The 16,548-nt window shown below is 43.5% G+C and carries 17 protein-coding genes and 1 pseudogene; 3 read left to right on the forward strand and 15 right to left on the reverse strand.

Features of this window, described 5'->3' with window-relative positions; translation table 11 throughout:
* The first annotated feature begins 13 nt into the window (after positions 1-13).
* Positions 14-1,831, forward strand: a complete 1,818-nt coding sequence (ftsH, locus tag ACYQ3Q_RS00455; protein ID WP_459926713.1) for an ATP-dependent zinc metalloprotease FtsH — start codon at positions 14-16, stop codon at positions 1,829-1,831.
* A 137-nt stretch (positions 1,832-1,968) separates the two neighbouring features.
* Here ftsH and ACYQ3Q_RS00460 read toward each other — a convergent pair whose 3' ends face one another.
* The 7 genes and pseudogenes from ACYQ3Q_RS00460 to ACYQ3Q_RS00490 form a co-directional block, all read right to left on the reverse strand.
* Complete coding sequence (locus ACYQ3Q_RS00460; protein WP_459926714.1) at positions 1,969-2,571, reverse strand: class I SAM-dependent methyltransferase; 603 nt, start codon at positions 2,569-2,571, stop codon at positions 1,969-1,971.
* A 157-nt stretch (positions 2,572-2,728) separates the two neighbouring features.
* Entirely contained in the window at positions 2,729-2,905 is a 177-nt protein-coding gene (locus tag ACYQ3Q_RS00465; protein ID WP_459926715.1) for a hypothetical protein, read from the reverse strand.
* 130 nt (positions 2,906-3,035) lie between these two features.
* Positions 3,036-3,233, reverse strand: a complete 198-nt coding sequence (locus tag ACYQ3Q_RS00470; RefSeq protein WP_459926716.1) for a hypothetical protein — start codon at positions 3,231-3,233, stop codon at positions 3,036-3,038.
* A 61-nt stretch (positions 3,234-3,294) separates the two neighbouring features.
* Positions 3,295-4,047, reverse strand: a complete 753-nt coding sequence (locus tag ACYQ3Q_RS00475) for a cytochrome c biogenesis CcdA family protein (RefSeq protein ID WP_459926717.1) — start codon at positions 4,045-4,047, stop codon at positions 3,295-3,297.
* A gap of 21 nt (positions 4,048-4,068) precedes the next feature.
* On the reverse strand, positions 4,069-4,575 hold the full coding sequence (locus ACYQ3Q_RS00480) for a hypothetical protein (RefSeq protein WP_459926718.1): 507 nt from the start codon (positions 4,573-4,575) through the stop codon (positions 4,069-4,071).
* Between the two features lie 244 nt (positions 4,576-4,819).
* Positions 4,820-5,605, reverse strand: a complete 786-nt coding sequence (gene lgt, locus ACYQ3Q_RS00485; protein ID WP_459926719.1) for a prolipoprotein diacylglyceryl transferase — start codon at positions 5,603-5,605, stop codon at positions 4,820-4,822.
* A gap of 95 nt (positions 5,606-5,700) precedes the next feature.
* A pseudogene (locus ACYQ3Q_RS00490) lies at positions 5,701-5,832 on the reverse strand (metal-sensing transcriptional repressor); the annotation flags it as partial.
* A gap of 150 nt (positions 5,833-5,982) precedes the next feature.
* Between ACYQ3Q_RS00490 and ACYQ3Q_RS00495 the strand changes: the two are divergent.
* Positions 5,983-6,345 carry a four-helix bundle copper-binding protein gene (locus tag ACYQ3Q_RS00495; protein ID WP_459926720.1) on the forward strand — a complete coding sequence of 121 codons (363 nt, stop codon included), beginning with the start codon at positions 5,983-5,985 and terminating at the stop codon, positions 6,343-6,345.
* A gap of 241 nt (positions 6,346-6,586) precedes the next feature.
* On the opposite strand, the gene ACYQ3Q_RS00500 is transcribed toward ACYQ3Q_RS00495, so the two are convergent.
* The 5 genes from ACYQ3Q_RS00500 to ACYQ3Q_RS00520 all read right to left on the reverse strand — a co-directional run bounded on the left by ACYQ3Q_RS00500 (position 6,587) and on the right by ACYQ3Q_RS00520 (position 11,076).
* Positions 6,587-6,976, reverse strand: a complete 390-nt coding sequence (locus tag ACYQ3Q_RS00500; protein ID WP_459926721.1) for a hypothetical protein — start codon at positions 6,974-6,976, stop codon at positions 6,587-6,589.
* Between the two features lie 88 nt (positions 6,977-7,064).
* Entirely contained in the window at positions 7,065-8,558 is a 1,494-nt protein-coding gene (locus ACYQ3Q_RS00505; protein WP_459926722.1) for an ATP-binding protein, read from the reverse strand.
* 97 nt (positions 8,559-8,655) lie between these two features.
* Complete coding sequence (locus tag ACYQ3Q_RS00510) at positions 8,656-8,946, reverse strand: CC/Se motif family (seleno)protein (RefSeq protein ID WP_459926723.1); 291 nt, start codon at positions 8,944-8,946, stop codon at positions 8,656-8,658.
* Between the two features lie 473 nt (positions 8,947-9,419).
* Positions 9,420-10,856 carry a nickel-dependent hydrogenase large subunit gene (locus ACYQ3Q_RS00515; protein WP_459926724.1) on the reverse strand — a complete coding sequence of 479 codons (1,437 nt, stop codon included), beginning with the start codon at positions 10,854-10,856 and terminating at the stop codon, positions 9,420-9,422.
* An 88-nt stretch (positions 10,857-10,944) separates the two neighbouring features.
* Positions 10,945-11,076 (reverse strand): hypothetical protein, encoded by a 132-nt coding sequence (locus tag ACYQ3Q_RS00520; protein ID WP_459926725.1) that lies wholly within the window; start codon positions 11,074-11,076, stop codon positions 10,945-10,947.
* Positions 11,077-11,092: 16 nt separating this feature from the next.
* Here ACYQ3Q_RS00520 and ACYQ3Q_RS00525 point away from each other — a divergent pair, with 16 nt between their 5' ends.
* Positions 11,093-11,278, forward strand: a complete 186-nt coding sequence (locus ACYQ3Q_RS00525; protein WP_459926726.1) for a cation transporting ATPase C-terminal domain-containing protein — start codon at positions 11,093-11,095, stop codon at positions 11,276-11,278.
* Between the two features lie 83 nt (positions 11,279-11,361).
* Here ACYQ3Q_RS00525 and ACYQ3Q_RS00530 read toward each other — a convergent pair whose 3' ends face one another.
* From ACYQ3Q_RS00530 to ACYQ3Q_RS00540, 3 genes are all read right to left on the reverse strand, one after another.
* Positions 11,362-12,411 (reverse strand): M14 family zinc carboxypeptidase, encoded by a 1,050-nt coding sequence (locus ACYQ3Q_RS00530; RefSeq protein ID WP_459926727.1) that lies wholly within the window; start codon positions 12,409-12,411, stop codon positions 11,362-11,364.
* A 161-nt stretch (positions 12,412-12,572) separates the two neighbouring features.
* The gene (locus ACYQ3Q_RS00535) at positions 12,573-15,791 is read right to left on the reverse strand and encodes a cell wall-binding repeat-containing protein (protein ID WP_459926728.1); all 3,219 of its coding nucleotides are present in this window, start codon (positions 15,789-15,791) and stop codon (positions 12,573-12,575) included.
* Positions 15,792-16,134: 343 nt separating this feature from the next.
* Positions 16,135-16,407 (reverse strand): SHOCT domain-containing protein, encoded by a 273-nt coding sequence (locus tag ACYQ3Q_RS00540; protein ID WP_459926729.1) that lies wholly within the window; start codon positions 16,405-16,407, stop codon positions 16,135-16,137.
* Positions 16,408-16,548: the final 141 nt, after the last annotated feature.

Below are 16,548 nucleotides of genomic sequence, written 5' to 3' on the forward strand. Positions count from 1 at the left end.
TGGAGTGAAATATATGAATAAAACAAAAAAGCAAACAAAATCTTTTATTTATTATTCTGTAGTCGCAATGCTGATTTTGATGCTGTTCAATGCATTTGTATTTCCAACATTATTGGAACAACCGGTCACGCCGGTTGACTACAGCACCTTTCTAAACCAAGTAGAACGTGGAGCTGTAAGTGAGGCAAAAATACAGGATACTCAGATTATTTTTACTGCCAAAGATGAAGCTGAACAGAGCATCACATATTCCACAGGAACTATCAATGATCCGGATCTGGTTAATCGTCTGTACAGTGCAGGCGTAAAATTCTCTCAGGTCATTCCGAAAGAGAATTCCCCTCTGTTTAATTTCCTTTTGACATGGATACTGCCCCTAATTCTCTTTATCGGAATCTGGCAACTGTTAGCAAGTCAGATGCAAAAACGTATGGGCGGCATGAAAGGCATGGCTTTCGGTAAAAGCAATGCTAAAATCTATGTTCAGGCCCAGACAGGCAAAACCTTTGCCAATGTAGCCGGACAGGATGAATCGAAAGAGGCACTCGCTGAGATTGTCGATTTTCTTCACAACCCCAAAAAGTATTCTGAAATTGGTGCAAGTCTGCCTAAGGGCGCATTGCTTGTAGGCCCTCCCGGAACAGGTAAAACTCTACTGGCAAAGGCTATAGCCGGAGAAGCAAAGGTTCCCTTCTTTTCGATTTCAGGCTCTGAGTTTGTAGAAATGTTTGTGGGTATGGGCGCTGCTAAAGTGCGTGATCTATTTAAGCAAGCCAACGAAAAAGCTCCCTGTATAGTATTTATTGACGAGATTGACACGATCGGCAAAAAACGGGGTAACGGCGGAATCGGAGGAAACGACGAACGTGAACAGACCCTAAACCAGTTGCTCACCGAAATGGACGGTTTCGATGGTAAAAAAGGTGTTGTCATACTCGCTGCTACCAATCGCCCCGAAACTTTAGATAAAGCACTGCTGCGTCCGGGCAGATTTGACCGCCGAATCCCAGTTGAACTTCCTGATCTTGCAGGCCGTGAGGCAATTTTAAAGGTTCACGCTCAGACGATTAAAATGGAAGAGACTATCGATTTTAAGGCTATTGCACGTGCAACCTCAGGTGCTTCGGGTGCGGATCTGGCTAATATCATCAATGAAGGGGCACTGCGCGCAGTTAAATATGGCAGAACACGTGTCGAACAGGATGACTTAGAAGAATCTGTTGAGGTTGTGCTTGCAGGTTATCAACGTAAGAGCGCGGTGATTTCGCAAAAGGAAAAAGAGATTATTGCCTATCACGAAATTGGTCATGCTCTGGTTGCTGCAAAGCAAACTGATTCAGCTCCTGTGCATAAGATTACCATCATTCCAAGAACATCGGGTGCACTTGGCTACACCATGCAGGTGGAGGAAGGCGAGCGTGTGCTGATAAACAAGGAAGAGGCGTTTAATAAGATTGCCACCTTTGCCGGAGGTCGCGCTGCTGAGGAGTTGGTTTTTGGTACTTTTACATCAGGAGCGTCTAATGACATCGAACAGGCAACTAAGATTGCTCGCTCGATGGTCACCCGGATGGGTATGAGCAAAAACTTTGATATGATGGCCCTGGAGACTGTGAATAACCCATACCTTGGAGGTGATACTTCCCTTACCTGTTCTGCTGAAACGGCGGCAAAAATTGATGATGAAGTACTAACCATTATTAAGAGTGCTCATAAAAAGGCAATCAGTATTCTGAAAGAAAATACAGATAAGCTGCACGAGTTGGCGCGTTATTTGTTGAATAAGGAAACCATTACTGGAGAAGAATTCGTGGAGATTCTTTCACGTTAATTTTTGTCGACACAGCGAATCCTATAGAGAATAAAATATTATTGGACACGTAAATATTGTAGAACTCTGCCACACAGTGCAGAGTTCTTTCTATAAGGATTGCCAATGTTCTTCACTAAGTTGCAACAACAGATGTTTTACGGTTCTGCCACGATTAGCTTCAGTATCTTTACATTCTGGCTCTCCATATTCTTAATGTTTAGCCCTGCTGCCCTAACATTCTCTACTGTCCGGCGGTTGATATGTGGGCCTATCATCCGCACAGTTAAGGGATCCAAAATATCCATTATCTTACCCAGGATAGGGTTATCGCTTCGGACATGTTCTAAAAGAATAACTTTGCCGTTAGGTTTACATACCCTTTTAATCTCCTTCAGCCCCATAATGGGGTCTGGTACAGAACAAAAGACGCACGTAGCGATGACTGTATCGAAAGTATTGTCCGGAAATTTTAGATTCTGCGCATCCATTTCCATCAGTTTAACAGGTATTTTTGCATCCGAGACTTTTTCTTTCGCTTTTTTCAACATACCAGTACTAAGGTCGATAGCGGTCACTTCACAACCGGGTGGGTAAAAGGCCAAGTTACTTCCGGTTCCCACGCCTATCTCCAAAACATTTCCGGAAGCTTGCCCGATCACCTTCGTACGCAAATTAGGTTTAATCATCCGATCCATCAAGTCGTAGAACCGGGAAGTCCGGTTGTAACGTTTTCTAGTCAATTCAGTTTCTTTATCCATACTATCCCTCGAATTACTCTTTTTTTCATTATTATCTACCCTCTTGATTAATTCTAATCTTCAATAGTGAAATTCTTAAACATCGAAGTACTTAAATGATAACGAATTCCGCCAAAGGCCCTACTCCAGGCTACTTCTGCCCGACCGTTGTAAACACTTAACTCTTTACGATATAGAGGGTTATTCCCGCTCGATTTTCTACACGGTAATTGTCCAGCGGACGTCGTGATGCCCAAGTTCCATGTCTGAGCTTAGTAACGTGCCCCCTCAGCATCCAGCCAGAGTGCCGTTGCAAGATTGTTATCTCTCCGCCTTTACTTTGAATGTTGTCCATTCCTTAATGCCCCAGATTAGAACCTTGATCCGATAGAGTGGCTTAAACACAGGAAAAGAGGGATAGGAGGCTACCCTATCCCTTGGTCCAAAATTTTTATACCAAAGCATCACGAAACATGAACTTAGGCTTATTTACTCTTATGACCACCGCAGCAACCCGCATCACCTGTACTTTTACTTTTAGTCTGTAGATCTTTCTCAGGACTATCGTGCCGTTGCCCATGTTTCTTCCCACCGCCACAACAACCCGCTCCTGACCGATGCATAAAGAACATTATCGCGATGAACAAGAAAATCCACCAGTTTTGACTAATAAATTGCCACATTTCAATTCCTCCCAAAATAATTTAATTCCATTAAACTAAACCCACTATAAGAAATAAGCGTTCACATGCCCAGAGGCAAACGAGGCAGGAACTTAGCCAAGAAACCCGTCAGTTGAGTCAATTTGTCAGCGTAAATCACATACGAGATATAAAGCATTAGGAGGCCGGCTAGCCGTTCAACAACAATTTGCCAGCGACGCACCCTCTGCAAACTCTTCATAACCCAATTAAATGACATCCCTGCGATCATATACGGAATAGCCAGCCCTACGGAAAAAATAAACATAACTAACATTCCGCTGAACGGATTTTGAGTAGTGCCTGCTAAAGCTAGAATAGAGTAGAGAGTCGGGCCAATGCAATGGGAACAAGCAACGGCGAACAACAAGCCGACAACAAAGGATGACCAAGCACTGTATTTAGCCTTATTCCTTAACTTTTCGTAGAAGGCTGGTTCCCAGTGTAATTTAGCAAGAAACGACAGATTAAAAACGCCAAAAAGCTTAAGCGCTAAGATAAGGACAACTGTGCCACCCAAAATATTGAGCACGAACTGCCATTTACTGAGAATTGCGCCAAGCTCTCCCGCAGCGGCTCCGGCAGCAGTAAACACCAGAGCAAAACCGCCGATAAAGGCTAGGGTATTCTTCAGTACTCGACGGCGCAGAAGAGCGTCCATAGCCGTCTCTTTAAGTTGATCAGAAGTCAGCCCTGTAATCAGAGAAAAATAGACTCCTAACATCGGAATGATGCAGGGCGAGAGAAAAGAAAGAATTCCAGCAGCAAAAGCAATTGCTAATAACGACGTAGTCAAAGAATCACCCTGCTCTCGGTTTTAGTAAACCCATGTGAAGTTACGCATCGGAACTCTGACTAAATTCTTAATGACAAGTGTAACCTGGCTGCCGGGTTTCAGTTCGCTTAAATCTGTACTTTGTACTCCTATTTCAGCCGAAACGTGATGACCCTCTCCGCTTTTGTTTAAAACTTTAACGACAGCTGGCACAGTGGTTCCACTAATCTTTAGTTCAGTATTCTCAGTAAAATCGAAATCATCCAGATTGGTCATATGATTGCTCATCGATACCGCAAATTTCTGCATCGAAGAATTTGAACCTTCTTTTTCCCAGGTAACGGTAACATCTACTCCTCCTTGGGTATCAAATAGCGGTGCACTCTCCGAGCCAGCGACCGAAGGGCTGGAAGAACCGGAGTTGTTAATACTGGTTGTATCAGGAGCTTGCTGCGCTTGATTTTGCGTAGCTTCAACTGTTTGGAGACCCCACCAAACACCTGCCCCTAAAATAATAATTAACGCAGCTGCAAGTACTCTTACCTTCAATCGTCTCTCCCCTTTACGAATAACAAAATTCCTACAGCCAAGACATTTCTCCCTAGCAACTTGTCTTACTATCCCTAATAATACTTACACAATCCGACTAAGCTGTGAATGAGTTGTGAATTTCCTATGAATAAAATAACTATTTTTTGTTTGATTTGTTCTAGACATAACACATAAATAATATAATGCTTACTAAATGCCAAAAGGGCAGTTTCTCCCTGTGAAGGAACTGCCCTTTTCTAGCCTACCCTCTAGGGGCCTGCTGACCTCGTGACTTCCAAGTTAAGACAACGCCACAGATTAGCGCTAGAATAATCATCGCTGCACTGCTCCATTGTGCAGCCGTCCAATTTAACCAATAGCGCCCCCCATCCCCGCGCAAAAACTCCAAAGTAAATCTACCGAGGGAATATAGCGTAATATAGATCAAAAACAAAATCCCTTGAGGCAATATACGCCAACGAGAGATAATCAGAATCAAGGCAAAAACAACTATGTCCCATTGCCCTTCCCAGATCTCTGCCGGCCATAAGGGTTGGTTCCCGTATACCTCATAAGCACTGGTCCCCTGGGGATAAACGATACCAAATCCGGAATTTGTCGGAGTACCAAAGGCATCCCCGTTGAGAAAACAGGCAATTCTTCCGATACCCTGGCCAAAAATGAGGCCGGGTGCCGCCAAATCTGCCAAGCGCCAAAAATTGAGACGATGCACTCTTGTGTAAATCAGGCCAACTAGGAAAGCTCCAACCAACGAGCCTTGAATGGCCATGCCGCCGTGCCAGAGCATCAAGATCTCCGCGGGATGTAGGGAATAATACCCCCACTCGTAAAAAAAGACTTGCCAAAGACGGGCGCCGATAATTGCGCCAAGTACCCCGTAGAGCAAAACATTGATTAAATGTTCACGATATTCTTTGTCAGATGTTAAAAAATAAGCTACGCCTACACCCAACAGGATGGCTAAAGCCACAATCACACCATAGGAACGCTGAGTGTACCCGCCGAGGGTAAAAAGAACTTGCGCCATTCTTCAATCTCCCTTTTTAACACAAATCTTCATTCAATGGCTCCAACCGGTAATTTGATTCAGATTCCGTTTCGCTGTTTATTATTTACCAAAAATTATCTCATCATACGAAATACCGTTTTTAAGACTTCGTCTACTACCTCTGTGTCACCAGTTTCTAACCGTTCCTTTACGCATGATTTCATGTGTTTTTCCAGAATTAACTTGGATATCCCGTCGAGGGCAGACTAGAGCCTTAAAATGTGTGGATAACTATTCACATAAAACCCGATTCTCAGTGCTTATTGAGAGTTGGGGTTCCCTTAAATTACTAGTATAGAATTCCTAAAAGGATTGATACTAGTAAGGAAATTTAAGAAAAGATGGAGGTAGGTTTAATGCCTATTGCTACCAATGCCACGGAATCGATGCAAGCTTGTATTGATGCTTGCAATGCCTGTATGCAGGCATGTGAAGAATGTTATACTGCTTGCCTAAATGAACCAGATGTTCAAGCCAGAATGCATTGTATTCAGCTACTTCGTGATTGTGCCGATATTTGTTCCATGTCTTCACAGTATATGGCTAGAAACAGTGAGTTTGCTAATCAGATATGTAATATCTGTGCAACAGTCTGTGATGCTTGTGCTGTTGAATGTACAATGTTTAAGGATACTCACTGCCAGAAATGTGCTGATATGTGCCGTAAGTGTGCAGATGAATGCCGTAAAATGGCTGGAAAAGCCTTAGCTGCCAAATAAAGTAGTCTTACCAAGAAGGAGGACATAGGTGCCTTCTTCTTTTATTGTATTCTAAAGTGCCTAAGCAGTGTTGAAATTACTGCATGAGTTATTCATAGCTAACCGGAATATATTACCAAATACCAGACTTATTGGGAGACGGCGATTCATCCCCTCCCTAAAGAGGAAGGGGACTTCTCACGAACTAGGTTAAAAATTCCTCCCACAGAAGAGGGAGGAATGCAATAAGTCTCAAAGCACATTAATGCCCGTGGATATCTTTCTGTTGTTGCTGAGATGGTGGCATGACGGCTGAGATCGCTTGCGGCAAGGATGTAATAACCAAAATAATCGAGATAATGGAAGATATAAGATATACCCATGCAGCAGGACGGTCATAACTCCACTTACGTTTAGCAACGCGAATAAACCACGCTGAAATAACAAGGGAAACTAGTAAAAAGATAATCTTTGTTGACGGAGATAGAGATAACAGACCTGAGCTTAGAGTGGTTAGACCCAATGCGATCAAAAGAGTATGAACCCAGTGGTGGGAAGAAGCTATAATTGCAAAAAGAACTGAACCAATTGCTTTGATTATGCCTCTATCCTTTTTTGCTTTTACGTTCTGAACTACTTCGCTTTTGCTCATATGTGACCCTCCTTAGTAACTTCTACATCCTCAGTGTAACTCTCTGATTCGAGGATCTCATGAAAAAGTTATGAATTTCTCATGAAAATTACTGTACCACCATTTTCTTCGGCAAGATAATCGTAAATATTGTTCCTTCACCAGGTTTACTCCAGACACTGATGTGGCCCCCATGGGTTTCGATAATTCTCTTGACAATGGCTAATCCCAGTCCAGTCCCACCCTGAGATCGACTTCTGGATTTGTCTCCTTTATAAAACCTCTCCCAAATCATCGGTAAATCCTCGGGTGCAATCCCTATGCCTGAATCTTTTATTTCAATTAGCACATTATCAGCCTTGTGAGCTATGGTAATTACAATTTCTCCCCCTTTAGGAGTATGGCGGACCGCGTTATCCAGAAGATTGATAAATACTTGCTTAATCCTGTCACTATCTCCCCAAACAAGCGGAGTTTTTCTGCTGATGTGAAATGTCAACTTGACTCCTTTTTCTTCAACCAACGTACTAAAATTACTTTGCACGGAAGAAGCAAGTAATTTTAGGTCAACATCATTCATTTTAAAATCTTCATATCCCTCTTCCATTTTCTTTAAATCTAAGATATCTGTGATCAAACGTTTGAGACGTGCAGTTTCTTCATAAATATTATTTAAGTAAGAATTTTTTTCATTGATATCAACTGCAAGGTCATCCTGTAAAGCTTCTGTAAAGGCTTGGATAATGCTTAACGGAGTTTTCATCTCATGGGAGAGATTGGAAACAAACTCCCTGCGCGTCTGATCTAATCTTTCCAGCTGGGCCAGCTTTTCCTTGAGTTGACCGGAAACAGTATTCAACGAATCGGCCAGAAGGCCGACTTCATCATTGGTGTTAATAGTTATCCGACGGGAAAAGTCTCCGTTGGCCATCGCCAGAGCAACCCGGCTCATGCTGCGTAATGGCTCGGACACCTTTTTCGAAAAGAGGTAACTGAGAGTTATTCCGAGGGCGAGCCCACCCACAGTCGAATAAATTGTGATCGTCTTAAAAACAGCCAGTTGCCCGGCCAATGGTTCGATTGGAACATGAATTACGACCGCCCCTATCGAACTTTGGGGATCCGTCACCGGAACACCTACCGTAAGAACCTGGGTATTGAAGAAGGGGTTATTACCTTTGTGAGTAACCGTTTCTCCGCTCAACAGCTCTTTTATATCATCTTTAGTTAAAGGACTATAAGTAGGATCAGTACGTACTAAAGATGTGTCTTTGGTACTTTTAGCAAAACCCTCAAATGTTTGGACAATACCATTCTTGTCATAAACCATGATATTTCCTTCAATTAAGCCAGAAGCTAGTTTTACTTTTAAATCCATCGCCTGACTGTCATTTTCAGTGCTAGCAAAGTTGGCCACCTTTTTAGCTAAAGACGTTAATTGTTTAAATTGTACATCGTAGTAAATTTTATCCATAATGCTCATATGAAGAATCCCAGCTACCCCAATGACGATTAATGTGAGGATATTTATCACTATCCAAAGCTTTGTTACAATGCTGTTTGCCTTCATCCTCATCCCCACTTCATCAATCTTCGTCTGCACTTTGAGTTCGAGCTTGCCAAAGTTTATCACCTAGGTCAACATATTCCATCAGCATTTTCAACTGTCAAACTCAATAACGTTCGAACATCGTTTTTTTTTAATCCTCGTAGTACTTAAATGATAACGAACTCCACCAAAGGTTTTTCCCCAGGGTTACTTCAGCCCGACCATTGTAAGCACTTAACTCATTATCGATATAGAGGGTTATTCCCGTTCGATTTTCTACACAGTAATTGTCCAGTGGACGACGCGGATGCCCAAGTTCCATGTCTGGACTTGGCAACGTGCCTCCGCAACATCCCGACAGGGTGCCGCGAAAGATTATTATTTCTCCACCTTTGCTTTGAATGTAACGTGCCGCTTCCGGCGCAACATCGACTTTCAACACTGTTTTCCCTCTCTTTTTACCAAACTGATTCGCTAGTGATAAGTTTTTCCCAGAGCATTATATTCTAACCTCCACCTATACCTTTAACTTCCCACTAAAACATAGTTCTATCTTTGAACTAGAATTCGTCTAAGCCATAAAATCAGATATGAGTAACTCATGAAACATGCCTCCGGAACCTTTCCCTTTGGACTCAACGACACAATAATCCATCATGTCTTCCCCCCTCGCCTGGATGCTTGTTGCAGGGCTACAGGCTATTAACCATTTTTAATACTTGAGATCTTTTCCTATCCTGCTTAGGTCCAAAACAAATGACCTTATATCCTTGTTTTTTTTGAATATAAAGTCATTTCGCAAATCCCATTTGTCTTTTTAGTTGATTTGTTATTCTCTCTAAGTTAGCACCAATCTCGCCGTGTGCATTGTGTTCGCGACTCCTCAACAGCCTATGCCGAAAACAACCGTCTTTTTCACTCGTCAACCACAGATACACTGGAATGGGTGGTAATAAACTCCTTATCAATCCCTTTCTCCGGACTGATCACATGTACGGCACAACCAGTGCACGGATCAAAGGAGTGGATAATCCGCAACAGTTCGATCGGTCGCTCCGGATCCGCTACTTGGGTGCCGATCAAAGCCTGTTCTAAAGCACCGGGAACTCCCTTATCATCCCTAGGGGATGCATTCCAGCAGGTAGGGGTAATTACCTGGTAGGAACTTAATTTTTGGTTGCTAATATTTAACCAATGACCCAGTCCTCCCCTAGGAGCATCCGTCAAGCCGAAGCCGGTACCGGAATCAGGAGGGGTAGTTATCTTTTGATAAGCACTTGGCCCAGGAACAAGCTGATTTATCCATCCCGTAAGGGCTTCCGCAATCTTTTGGGTTTCCAGAGCCCGAGCTTTAATCCGGTCCATAACGGACACCTTGCCATTATAATAACCGTTTATATTCATCCGGGCTAAGGGACCAAGTTCATACACCTGGTCTTCATAACGGGGTGCCTTTAACCAGGTATAAGCTCCTTTTTTACCGTAAGAAGGAGTTGTTTGACCCTTCGCTGGGTTTAAACCACTAGGGCTGGAATAGTACGAATACTGAACATACTCATTAATTTTATTGGGATCCACACTTTCACTTGCACCTTTAAAGAGTCGTCCACTCTTAAACAGCACATTACCGTCTGCCTGATCAAAAACACCATAGCTGAGAAAATTGCCCGGGCCTTGACCTATAGCGAAGTAATCGCTGTACGCGCTGGTTAAGGTCTCTACATCTGGCAAATATTTATTGCTTATGAAGTCTTTGACGGTTGCCAGGTAACTCTTCATTTGACTTATTAGCCCAGCCTCGAGGGGCATCGTTACGCCGCCGGGAGCTATACTCATTACGTGAGGAACCCTACCAGCTAGGATAGCTACCATTTCCTGAGCCTGACGACGGACTTTTAGGCCTTCCAGGTAATTATTGATTAGGCGTTGAGTGTCCGAACTATTGATCCGCATGTCCACATCATACCCGGGTGACCAAGGATTCAGTTGGGGACCAATAATATAATCCATTAAACTTAAATGATAAAAATGCAGGATATGGTCTTGTAAATAGTTACCGGCCTGAATGATGTTACGTTGTAAAGTGGCTTGTGAACTAGGTGTAAAACCCATGGCTTGTTCATTGGCTTTAACCGAAGCAATGGCATGCGAGACTGGGCAAACCCCGCAAATCCGTTGCGTAATGTGGATCGCATCCCAAGGATTTCGATCTTTCAAGATGTTTTCCATATCCCTGAACAAGTTACCTGTCATATAGGCCGTAGTAACTTTATTGCTCTTGTCTAGCTCTACCTTTACTTTTAAGTGACCTTCTACCCTGGTTACTGGATCTATTGTAATAGTTTTAGGCATAATTCTTATTCCTTTCTCTTATTTTCCGTTCGCTACATCTCAACCCAATCCGACCTAATCCGTTAGAACACGTAGAACTTATGCTACCTTAGCTTATTTTTTCGGAACCAATACCGCCAGAACCCATCATTTCCTCTTCGCCATTGTAATAAAAGGTCCAAATACCATAATGATTGGACTTTCGCTTAGCATACTCTGAAGCTGTTTGGCTTATTCGCATGCTAGGGGTCGTATTCTTGACATTCCTCATTCAGATCTTAGTGACACAGTATGGTGGAAACGTCTTTAAAACAGCGCCTCTCGAATTTGATTTGTGGATGAAGATCATTGGATTCACATTTAGCGTTGTGATCTTTAGTGAATTGCTAAAAGTTATAATGAGAGCCTTTCAAGGAATCGTTCCTAACACTAAAGAGAATTAGAATTCTACTGGTTTCAAACAGTGCTAGATTTAATGCGCTGAAGAGAAGACATTCTCTCTAGCGCATTTTTGTTTGTCCATAGGTCAAACATCCAATCCTACCAGGAAGATGCCAATGACCTTACCCCAGATGTCCCAAAATTGACTAATTGGAAGTGGGTTCGTCCCACGCCCGCATTCCACCGTAAATCCAGGGCGTCGCCAGTCTTGAATAAACCAGTCCTTGTACCCGGCATCACTTTCGATATACCTAATAGACTGGTAGCCGCTAACCTCAACGAATTGTTGTACAATACGAAGTGATTCGGCCGGTTCTAACCCTCTGTAGCCCCAATAGATTTCCTCTCCTTGTGTATGAAAAGCGATCACTAAGCGAAAATTGTGAGAACGGGTAAAGTTGGCCATCGCTCTTGATTCCGGTTCTGAGAGGGGCGAAGGCCCCGGATAGTCGCGAGGAGCTGGGTCCGTGGCTGCCCGCCTGGCAACCTCCACTTCCCATCTTGCTGGAAACTGGTCATTCAAGTCAACACCCCGGAGATTAGCTTTCCATCCCCTAAAATCGCTGGAACCTCTGTTTATCCTCATGACTGAATCATAAAATGGATCAGTTGGCTGAATGCCGTTTTGCACAAGTTCTACCCCGTCTGGATTTACCATAGGGACAATCCATAAAGAGGTTTTCTCAAAGAGATTCTTAATATTAAAATGTCCAATGTATCGTCCTTCTTGATAGGCTTTAGCATAAACCTCTAAAAACTTCATTAACAGCAACGTTGTTATCGATTCATTGGCATGGAATGACCCGTTATAATGAACTTCCTTTTTGCCTTTACCAATCTGAACTGCAGGAATGGAACGTCCTGCCACTGTTTGCGCAATAGTGCTTACTTTAATGAATGGATAAAACTTTGATAGAGCATCCAAATCAGACATCATTTCATCATAGCCATAACTCTCTTGAGGGACTACAATGGTTTTACTAGGAACATTTATTACCTGCCCGGGCATGATTAGAGATGGATTCTTAATATTGGGATTGGCAGCTAGCAGCACATTAACAGTTAGTCCATATTTCTTAGCAATTTGATATAGAGTTTCCCCGCGCTGCACAACATGCTTAATTGTCGGGTTCATAAACATTCCTCCTCCAGTAGCATCTTATTCATGCTTTGAAGGAATGAGTTTATCTAACAGATGTTTTAAAATTGTTATCCAAATAACGTTAGCGCAAGCGAAAAAAGGCCAGCGATAATTTGTAAGGCTGACCCTTTTCGTTACTTTTACACTTTTATCTTTTACTGAGCTTCTGGAGTTTCAGGTGTTACCTCTGCTTCTACTACCGTGACACTCACTGTTTCACTCATGGCCTTGTCTGGTGCTTTGGCAATGATCGAAAGCTCATCGCCTTCGGCTAGGATTACTCCTTCGTCTAAGGTTACCGTATAGGCACCTGCTTCATCTGCTGTCGCTGTGCCAATGACAGTTTCGCCTCTCTTGACGCATACAAATGCCCCAGCTTCAGTAGTTCCTGAAATCGTGGAATCTCCAGCTCTGACCGTTCCTGTTACTATCGGTGCTGTTGTCAGCTCTAGCGGTGCGGCTACTGTGACACTCGTGGCGTTACTCTCGCTCTTGTCTGGTGCTACGGCAGTTATCGAAAGCACCTCGGCTTCGGCTAGGGTTACTCCATCGTTTAAAGTCACCATGTAAGTGCCTGTAGTTTCATCAGCTGTCGCTGTGCCAATTTCGATTTCGCTTCTTTTGACACTTACCGTTGCCCCTGCTTCAGCAGTTCCTAAAATCATAGTTTCTCCAGCACCGACGGTTCCCATGACTGTCGGTTGTGTTGTTTGCGCTTCGACTACTGTGACACTCACCGCTTCACTTATGGCCTTGTCAGGTGCTTTGGCAATAATCGAAAGCACTTCGTCTTTAGCCAGGATTACTCCTTCGTTTAAGGTCACCGTATAGGCACCTGTTTCATCAGCTGTCGCTGTGCCAATGACGTTTTCGCCTCTCATGACGCAAACCTTTGCCTCAGCATCAGTAGCTCCTGAAATCATAGTGTCTCCAGCCCTGACCATTCCCGTTACTGTCGGTCGCGTTGTCGGGTCTAGCGCTGCGGCTACAGTGACACTCGTGGCATTACTCTCGGTCTTGTCTGGTGCTGTGGCAGTTATTGAAAGCACGTCGGCTTCGGCTAGGGTTACTCCGTCGTTTAAAGTCACCATATAAGTACCTGTGGTTTCATCAGCTGTCGCTGTGCCAATTTCGATTTCGCTTCTTTTGACACTTACCGTTGCCCCTGCTTCAGCAGTTCCTAAAATCATGGTTTCTCCAGCACCGACTGTTCCCATGACTGTTGGTTGTGTTGTTTGCGCTGCGGCTACCGTGATACTCGATACGTTACTCTCGGTCTTGCCAGGTGCTACGGCAGTTATCGAGAGCACTTCGTCTTTGGCCAGGATTACTCCGTCGATTAAGGTCACCGTGTAGTCCCCTGTGTTTCCATCAGTCGTCGCTGCTCCAATTTCGGTTCCGCTTCTCTTGACACTTACCGTTGCCCCTGCTTCAGCAGTTCCTGAAATCATGGTGTCTCCAGCTCTGACCGTTCCCGTGATTAAGGGTTGTTCTGTTTTTTGAATGACCTCTCTATCTCTATCACGAGTCGTTCCACTTCCATCAGATACAACTGGGATATCGCCTGGTTCTGTAGGAGTATCAGTCGTTGTTTTACCGTTTACGGTTCCACCGCCACTTACTTTAGTACTCCCAGTCGCAGAACTCAAAACCGTAACTTCTACACCGCTTTTTACGACAATTTCGGATGTTCCCTTTGTCTCCAATTTTTCGATTTTGCCTGATAGTACGGTAATTGACGAGTTATCATCAATAGTTACACTAGGGAAGTTACCTGCTAACTGAATTAAATCTGGAGTCGTCGCCCCAGTCACCTTAACAGTAGGAACAACCGCGCCATCTGCGGCCGTTAGCTTTACGCTCCCGCTCAGGGAAACATCGTTAGAGAATGTTCCTTGGAGTTGTACATTAATGGATGCTTCTCGTTGAGGCTGCGCGACCAATGACCCTACGTTCGCTCCACTTTGTGATTCTACCGTAGCAGTGGATTGAACTAATGTAGACCCTAAAATTGTTCCTGTTTCTGCCACTACATGGACATCAGAGAAACTTGACACGACTAGACTATCTGCTTTAGTTTCTTTCAAGTAAATACTGCGGTCTGCACCCGAGAGAACAACAATTCTAGTGGCTTGCACACCGTCTAGAGTAGCAGAGCCGTCCTTGCCTGGATCAAGAAATAACGTACCCTTGATACGGATATTCTGTAACGTAACGCCTTCTGCATTGACTAGAAGGTTCCCGTTGACTGTTTTATCCCTAAATGTTGCATTGGGAGTGCTTAATTCCACAGCCCCGTCTAAAATGTCAGACTGACCGGGCTGGACATATCCTAAGCTTTGTATGGCTGAATCCGACATTACAGCTGTTCCACCTAGAACTACTGGATTCTTTAGGGCTATGTTTGTCTGGATATACCCTTTAGTACCGTCTGGAACTGCTTCTTTATTGGACAAGACAATTGCACCGCCCAATTTGGCTGCCATCGGAGCACCTGTCAACGAGTCAATAAGGCTTGTATCGTTCCCATTTGCGAAGAACATGCTGCTACCGATAACAAGGTTTTCGAATTTCTTTAGCACTTCTGTGTTTGTATCAAAACGATCATATCCACCGAGTCTCGTCGCGTTTGGCAGTGTATCCTTTACAAAGTCGGATACAACCGCGGTTCCGCCAATAACATAAGTATTTTTTATTCCTGATGATTTGATGAAATCCGATACAACTTTTGGAACGGAATCCTTGTTAACGAGCAGAACTGGGATACCTTTGGCAGCCGCAATTGGGGCAATAGAAATTGCGTCGACATTTGCAAATGCATTAGTTACTACTACTTCTTGAAAGGGTTTAATCGTTTGGATTTCCTTTGCGATATTTACAGCCGTTTCATACCGATCATAACCACCTATCCGCACAGCTTGAATACCGACAGCGCTAAGGTCACTCTCTACTTTAGCCGAAATGACTGCTGTTCCACTTACCAAATAAACTTTTTTTACTCCTAGCTTTTCTAATTCTTTCATTGTGTCAGAAGGTACTGAGTCTTTGTCTGCAAGAAGTACTGGTCCATCGACTGCTTTGGCAAGACTTGACGAAGCAAGTGCGTCTACCATGTTCAGATCACCAGACGGTGCTAGGACTGCTGTGCTGGCCGACTGCCACCCATAGTCTGCGATCTGAACTGCTGTGCCATACCTGTCATACCCACCAAGACGAGTAAGAGTATTGATTAAGCTCTGAGTGGATTGAACATTGTACGTTGATTTTACTTGCGCCTCGCTTGCCATAGCAACTACAGGAGTTAATCCCGCAGTTACTGTGAGTGCTGTGATAGCTAGTGATGCGACAAACTTATTAGGATAAAATCTTGACACCTAATTTCCTCCTTTTTTTCTTATCTTATCTATATCCAGAGAGATTCCCTAGATATGGCAATTTTGTCTTGCCACTGAGTAATGATACCTAATCAATTCGACAAAGCTACGAATTTCTTGTGAATTTCTTGTGAATTTAAAATTACAATATTGTCATTTTCTTAATCCACAAATGGGAGTAAGATTTACCTGCATTGCACATAAACTTTACTATCTCCAAAGCGCAAATAAGCGCACGCGCAAAAAGTGGCTGAGATTTTATCCTCAGCCACTTTATATAACAATGTCAAAGGGCAGTTTTTCCCTGTGATGCCACTGCCCTTTTTTATCAATAGATTCCCTTCTATTTAACCGTCTCCAAATCTTTTTTCCGGCTTTGATACTCCGCTGAATCTATCTCGCCACACGCATACCGTTCACGCAGGATATCCATTCCACTATACTTACCTAGCGTTCCTGTATGAACCTGTGAGGCACTGCGACGAAATATATAGATACCCAATAGAATTATCCCAATCCCTAAGATGAGGAACATTCCCATACCCATCCACCCATATCCACTGCTTCCATAACCACCGTATCCCCATCCGCCCATCATGTTACCCCAGCTACCCATTAATGAATTCCTCCTTCAAACTGATTTTCTATAATACAACATTAGATATCGACTTTCATCCTACATTTTCTAAGTTCTCCCCTCTCACTCCCGTTCCTAAGCAATAAACTGATTCAATTATTCTTAATAAAAGAAACGACG

The organism is Desulfosporosinus burensis (assembly GCF_054657535.1).

Excerpts from the sequence above, each read along its gene's own strand:
- ftsH (WP_459926713.1), top strand. The coding sequence starts at position 14 with ATGAATAAAACAAAAAAGCAAACAAAATCTTTTATTTATTATTCTGTA.
- ACYQ3Q_RS00460 (WP_459926714.1), bottom strand. The coding sequence starts at position 2,571 with ATGGATAAAGAAACTGAATTGACTAGAAAACGTTACAACCGGACTTCC.
- ACYQ3Q_RS00465 (WP_459926715.1), bottom strand. The coding sequence starts at position 2,905 with ATGGACAACATTCAAAGTAAAGGCGGAGAGATAACAATCTTGCAACGG.
- ACYQ3Q_RS00470 (WP_459926716.1), bottom strand. The coding sequence starts at position 3,233 with ATGTGGCAATTTATTAGTCAAAACTGGTGGATTTTCTTGTTCATCGCG.
- lgt (WP_459926719.1), bottom strand. The coding sequence starts at position 5,605 with ATGGCGCAAGTTCTTTTTACCCTCGGCGGGTACACTCAGCGTTCCTAT.
- ACYQ3Q_RS00495 (WP_459926720.1), top strand. The coding sequence starts at position 5,983 with ATGCCTATTGCTACCAATGCCACGGAATCGATGCAAGCTTGTATTGAT.
- ACYQ3Q_RS00500 (WP_459926721.1), bottom strand. The coding sequence starts at position 6,976 with ATGAGCAAAAGCGAAGTAGTTCAGAACGTAAAAGCAAAAAAGGATAGA.
- ACYQ3Q_RS00515 (WP_459926724.1), bottom strand. The coding sequence starts at position 10,856 with ATGCCTAAAACTATTACAATAGATCCAGTAACCAGGGTAGAAGGTCAC.
- ACYQ3Q_RS00520 (WP_459926725.1), bottom strand. The coding sequence starts at position 11,076 with ATGCGAATAAGCCAAACAGCTTCAGAGTATGCTAAGCGAAAGTCCAAT.
- ACYQ3Q_RS00530 (WP_459926727.1), bottom strand. The coding sequence starts at position 12,411 with ATGAACCCGACAATTAAGCATGTTGTGCAGCGCGGGGAAACTCTATAT.
- ACYQ3Q_RS00540 (WP_459926729.1), bottom strand. The coding sequence starts at position 16,407 with ATGGGTAGCTGGGGTAACATGATGGGCGGATGGGGATACGGTGGTTAT.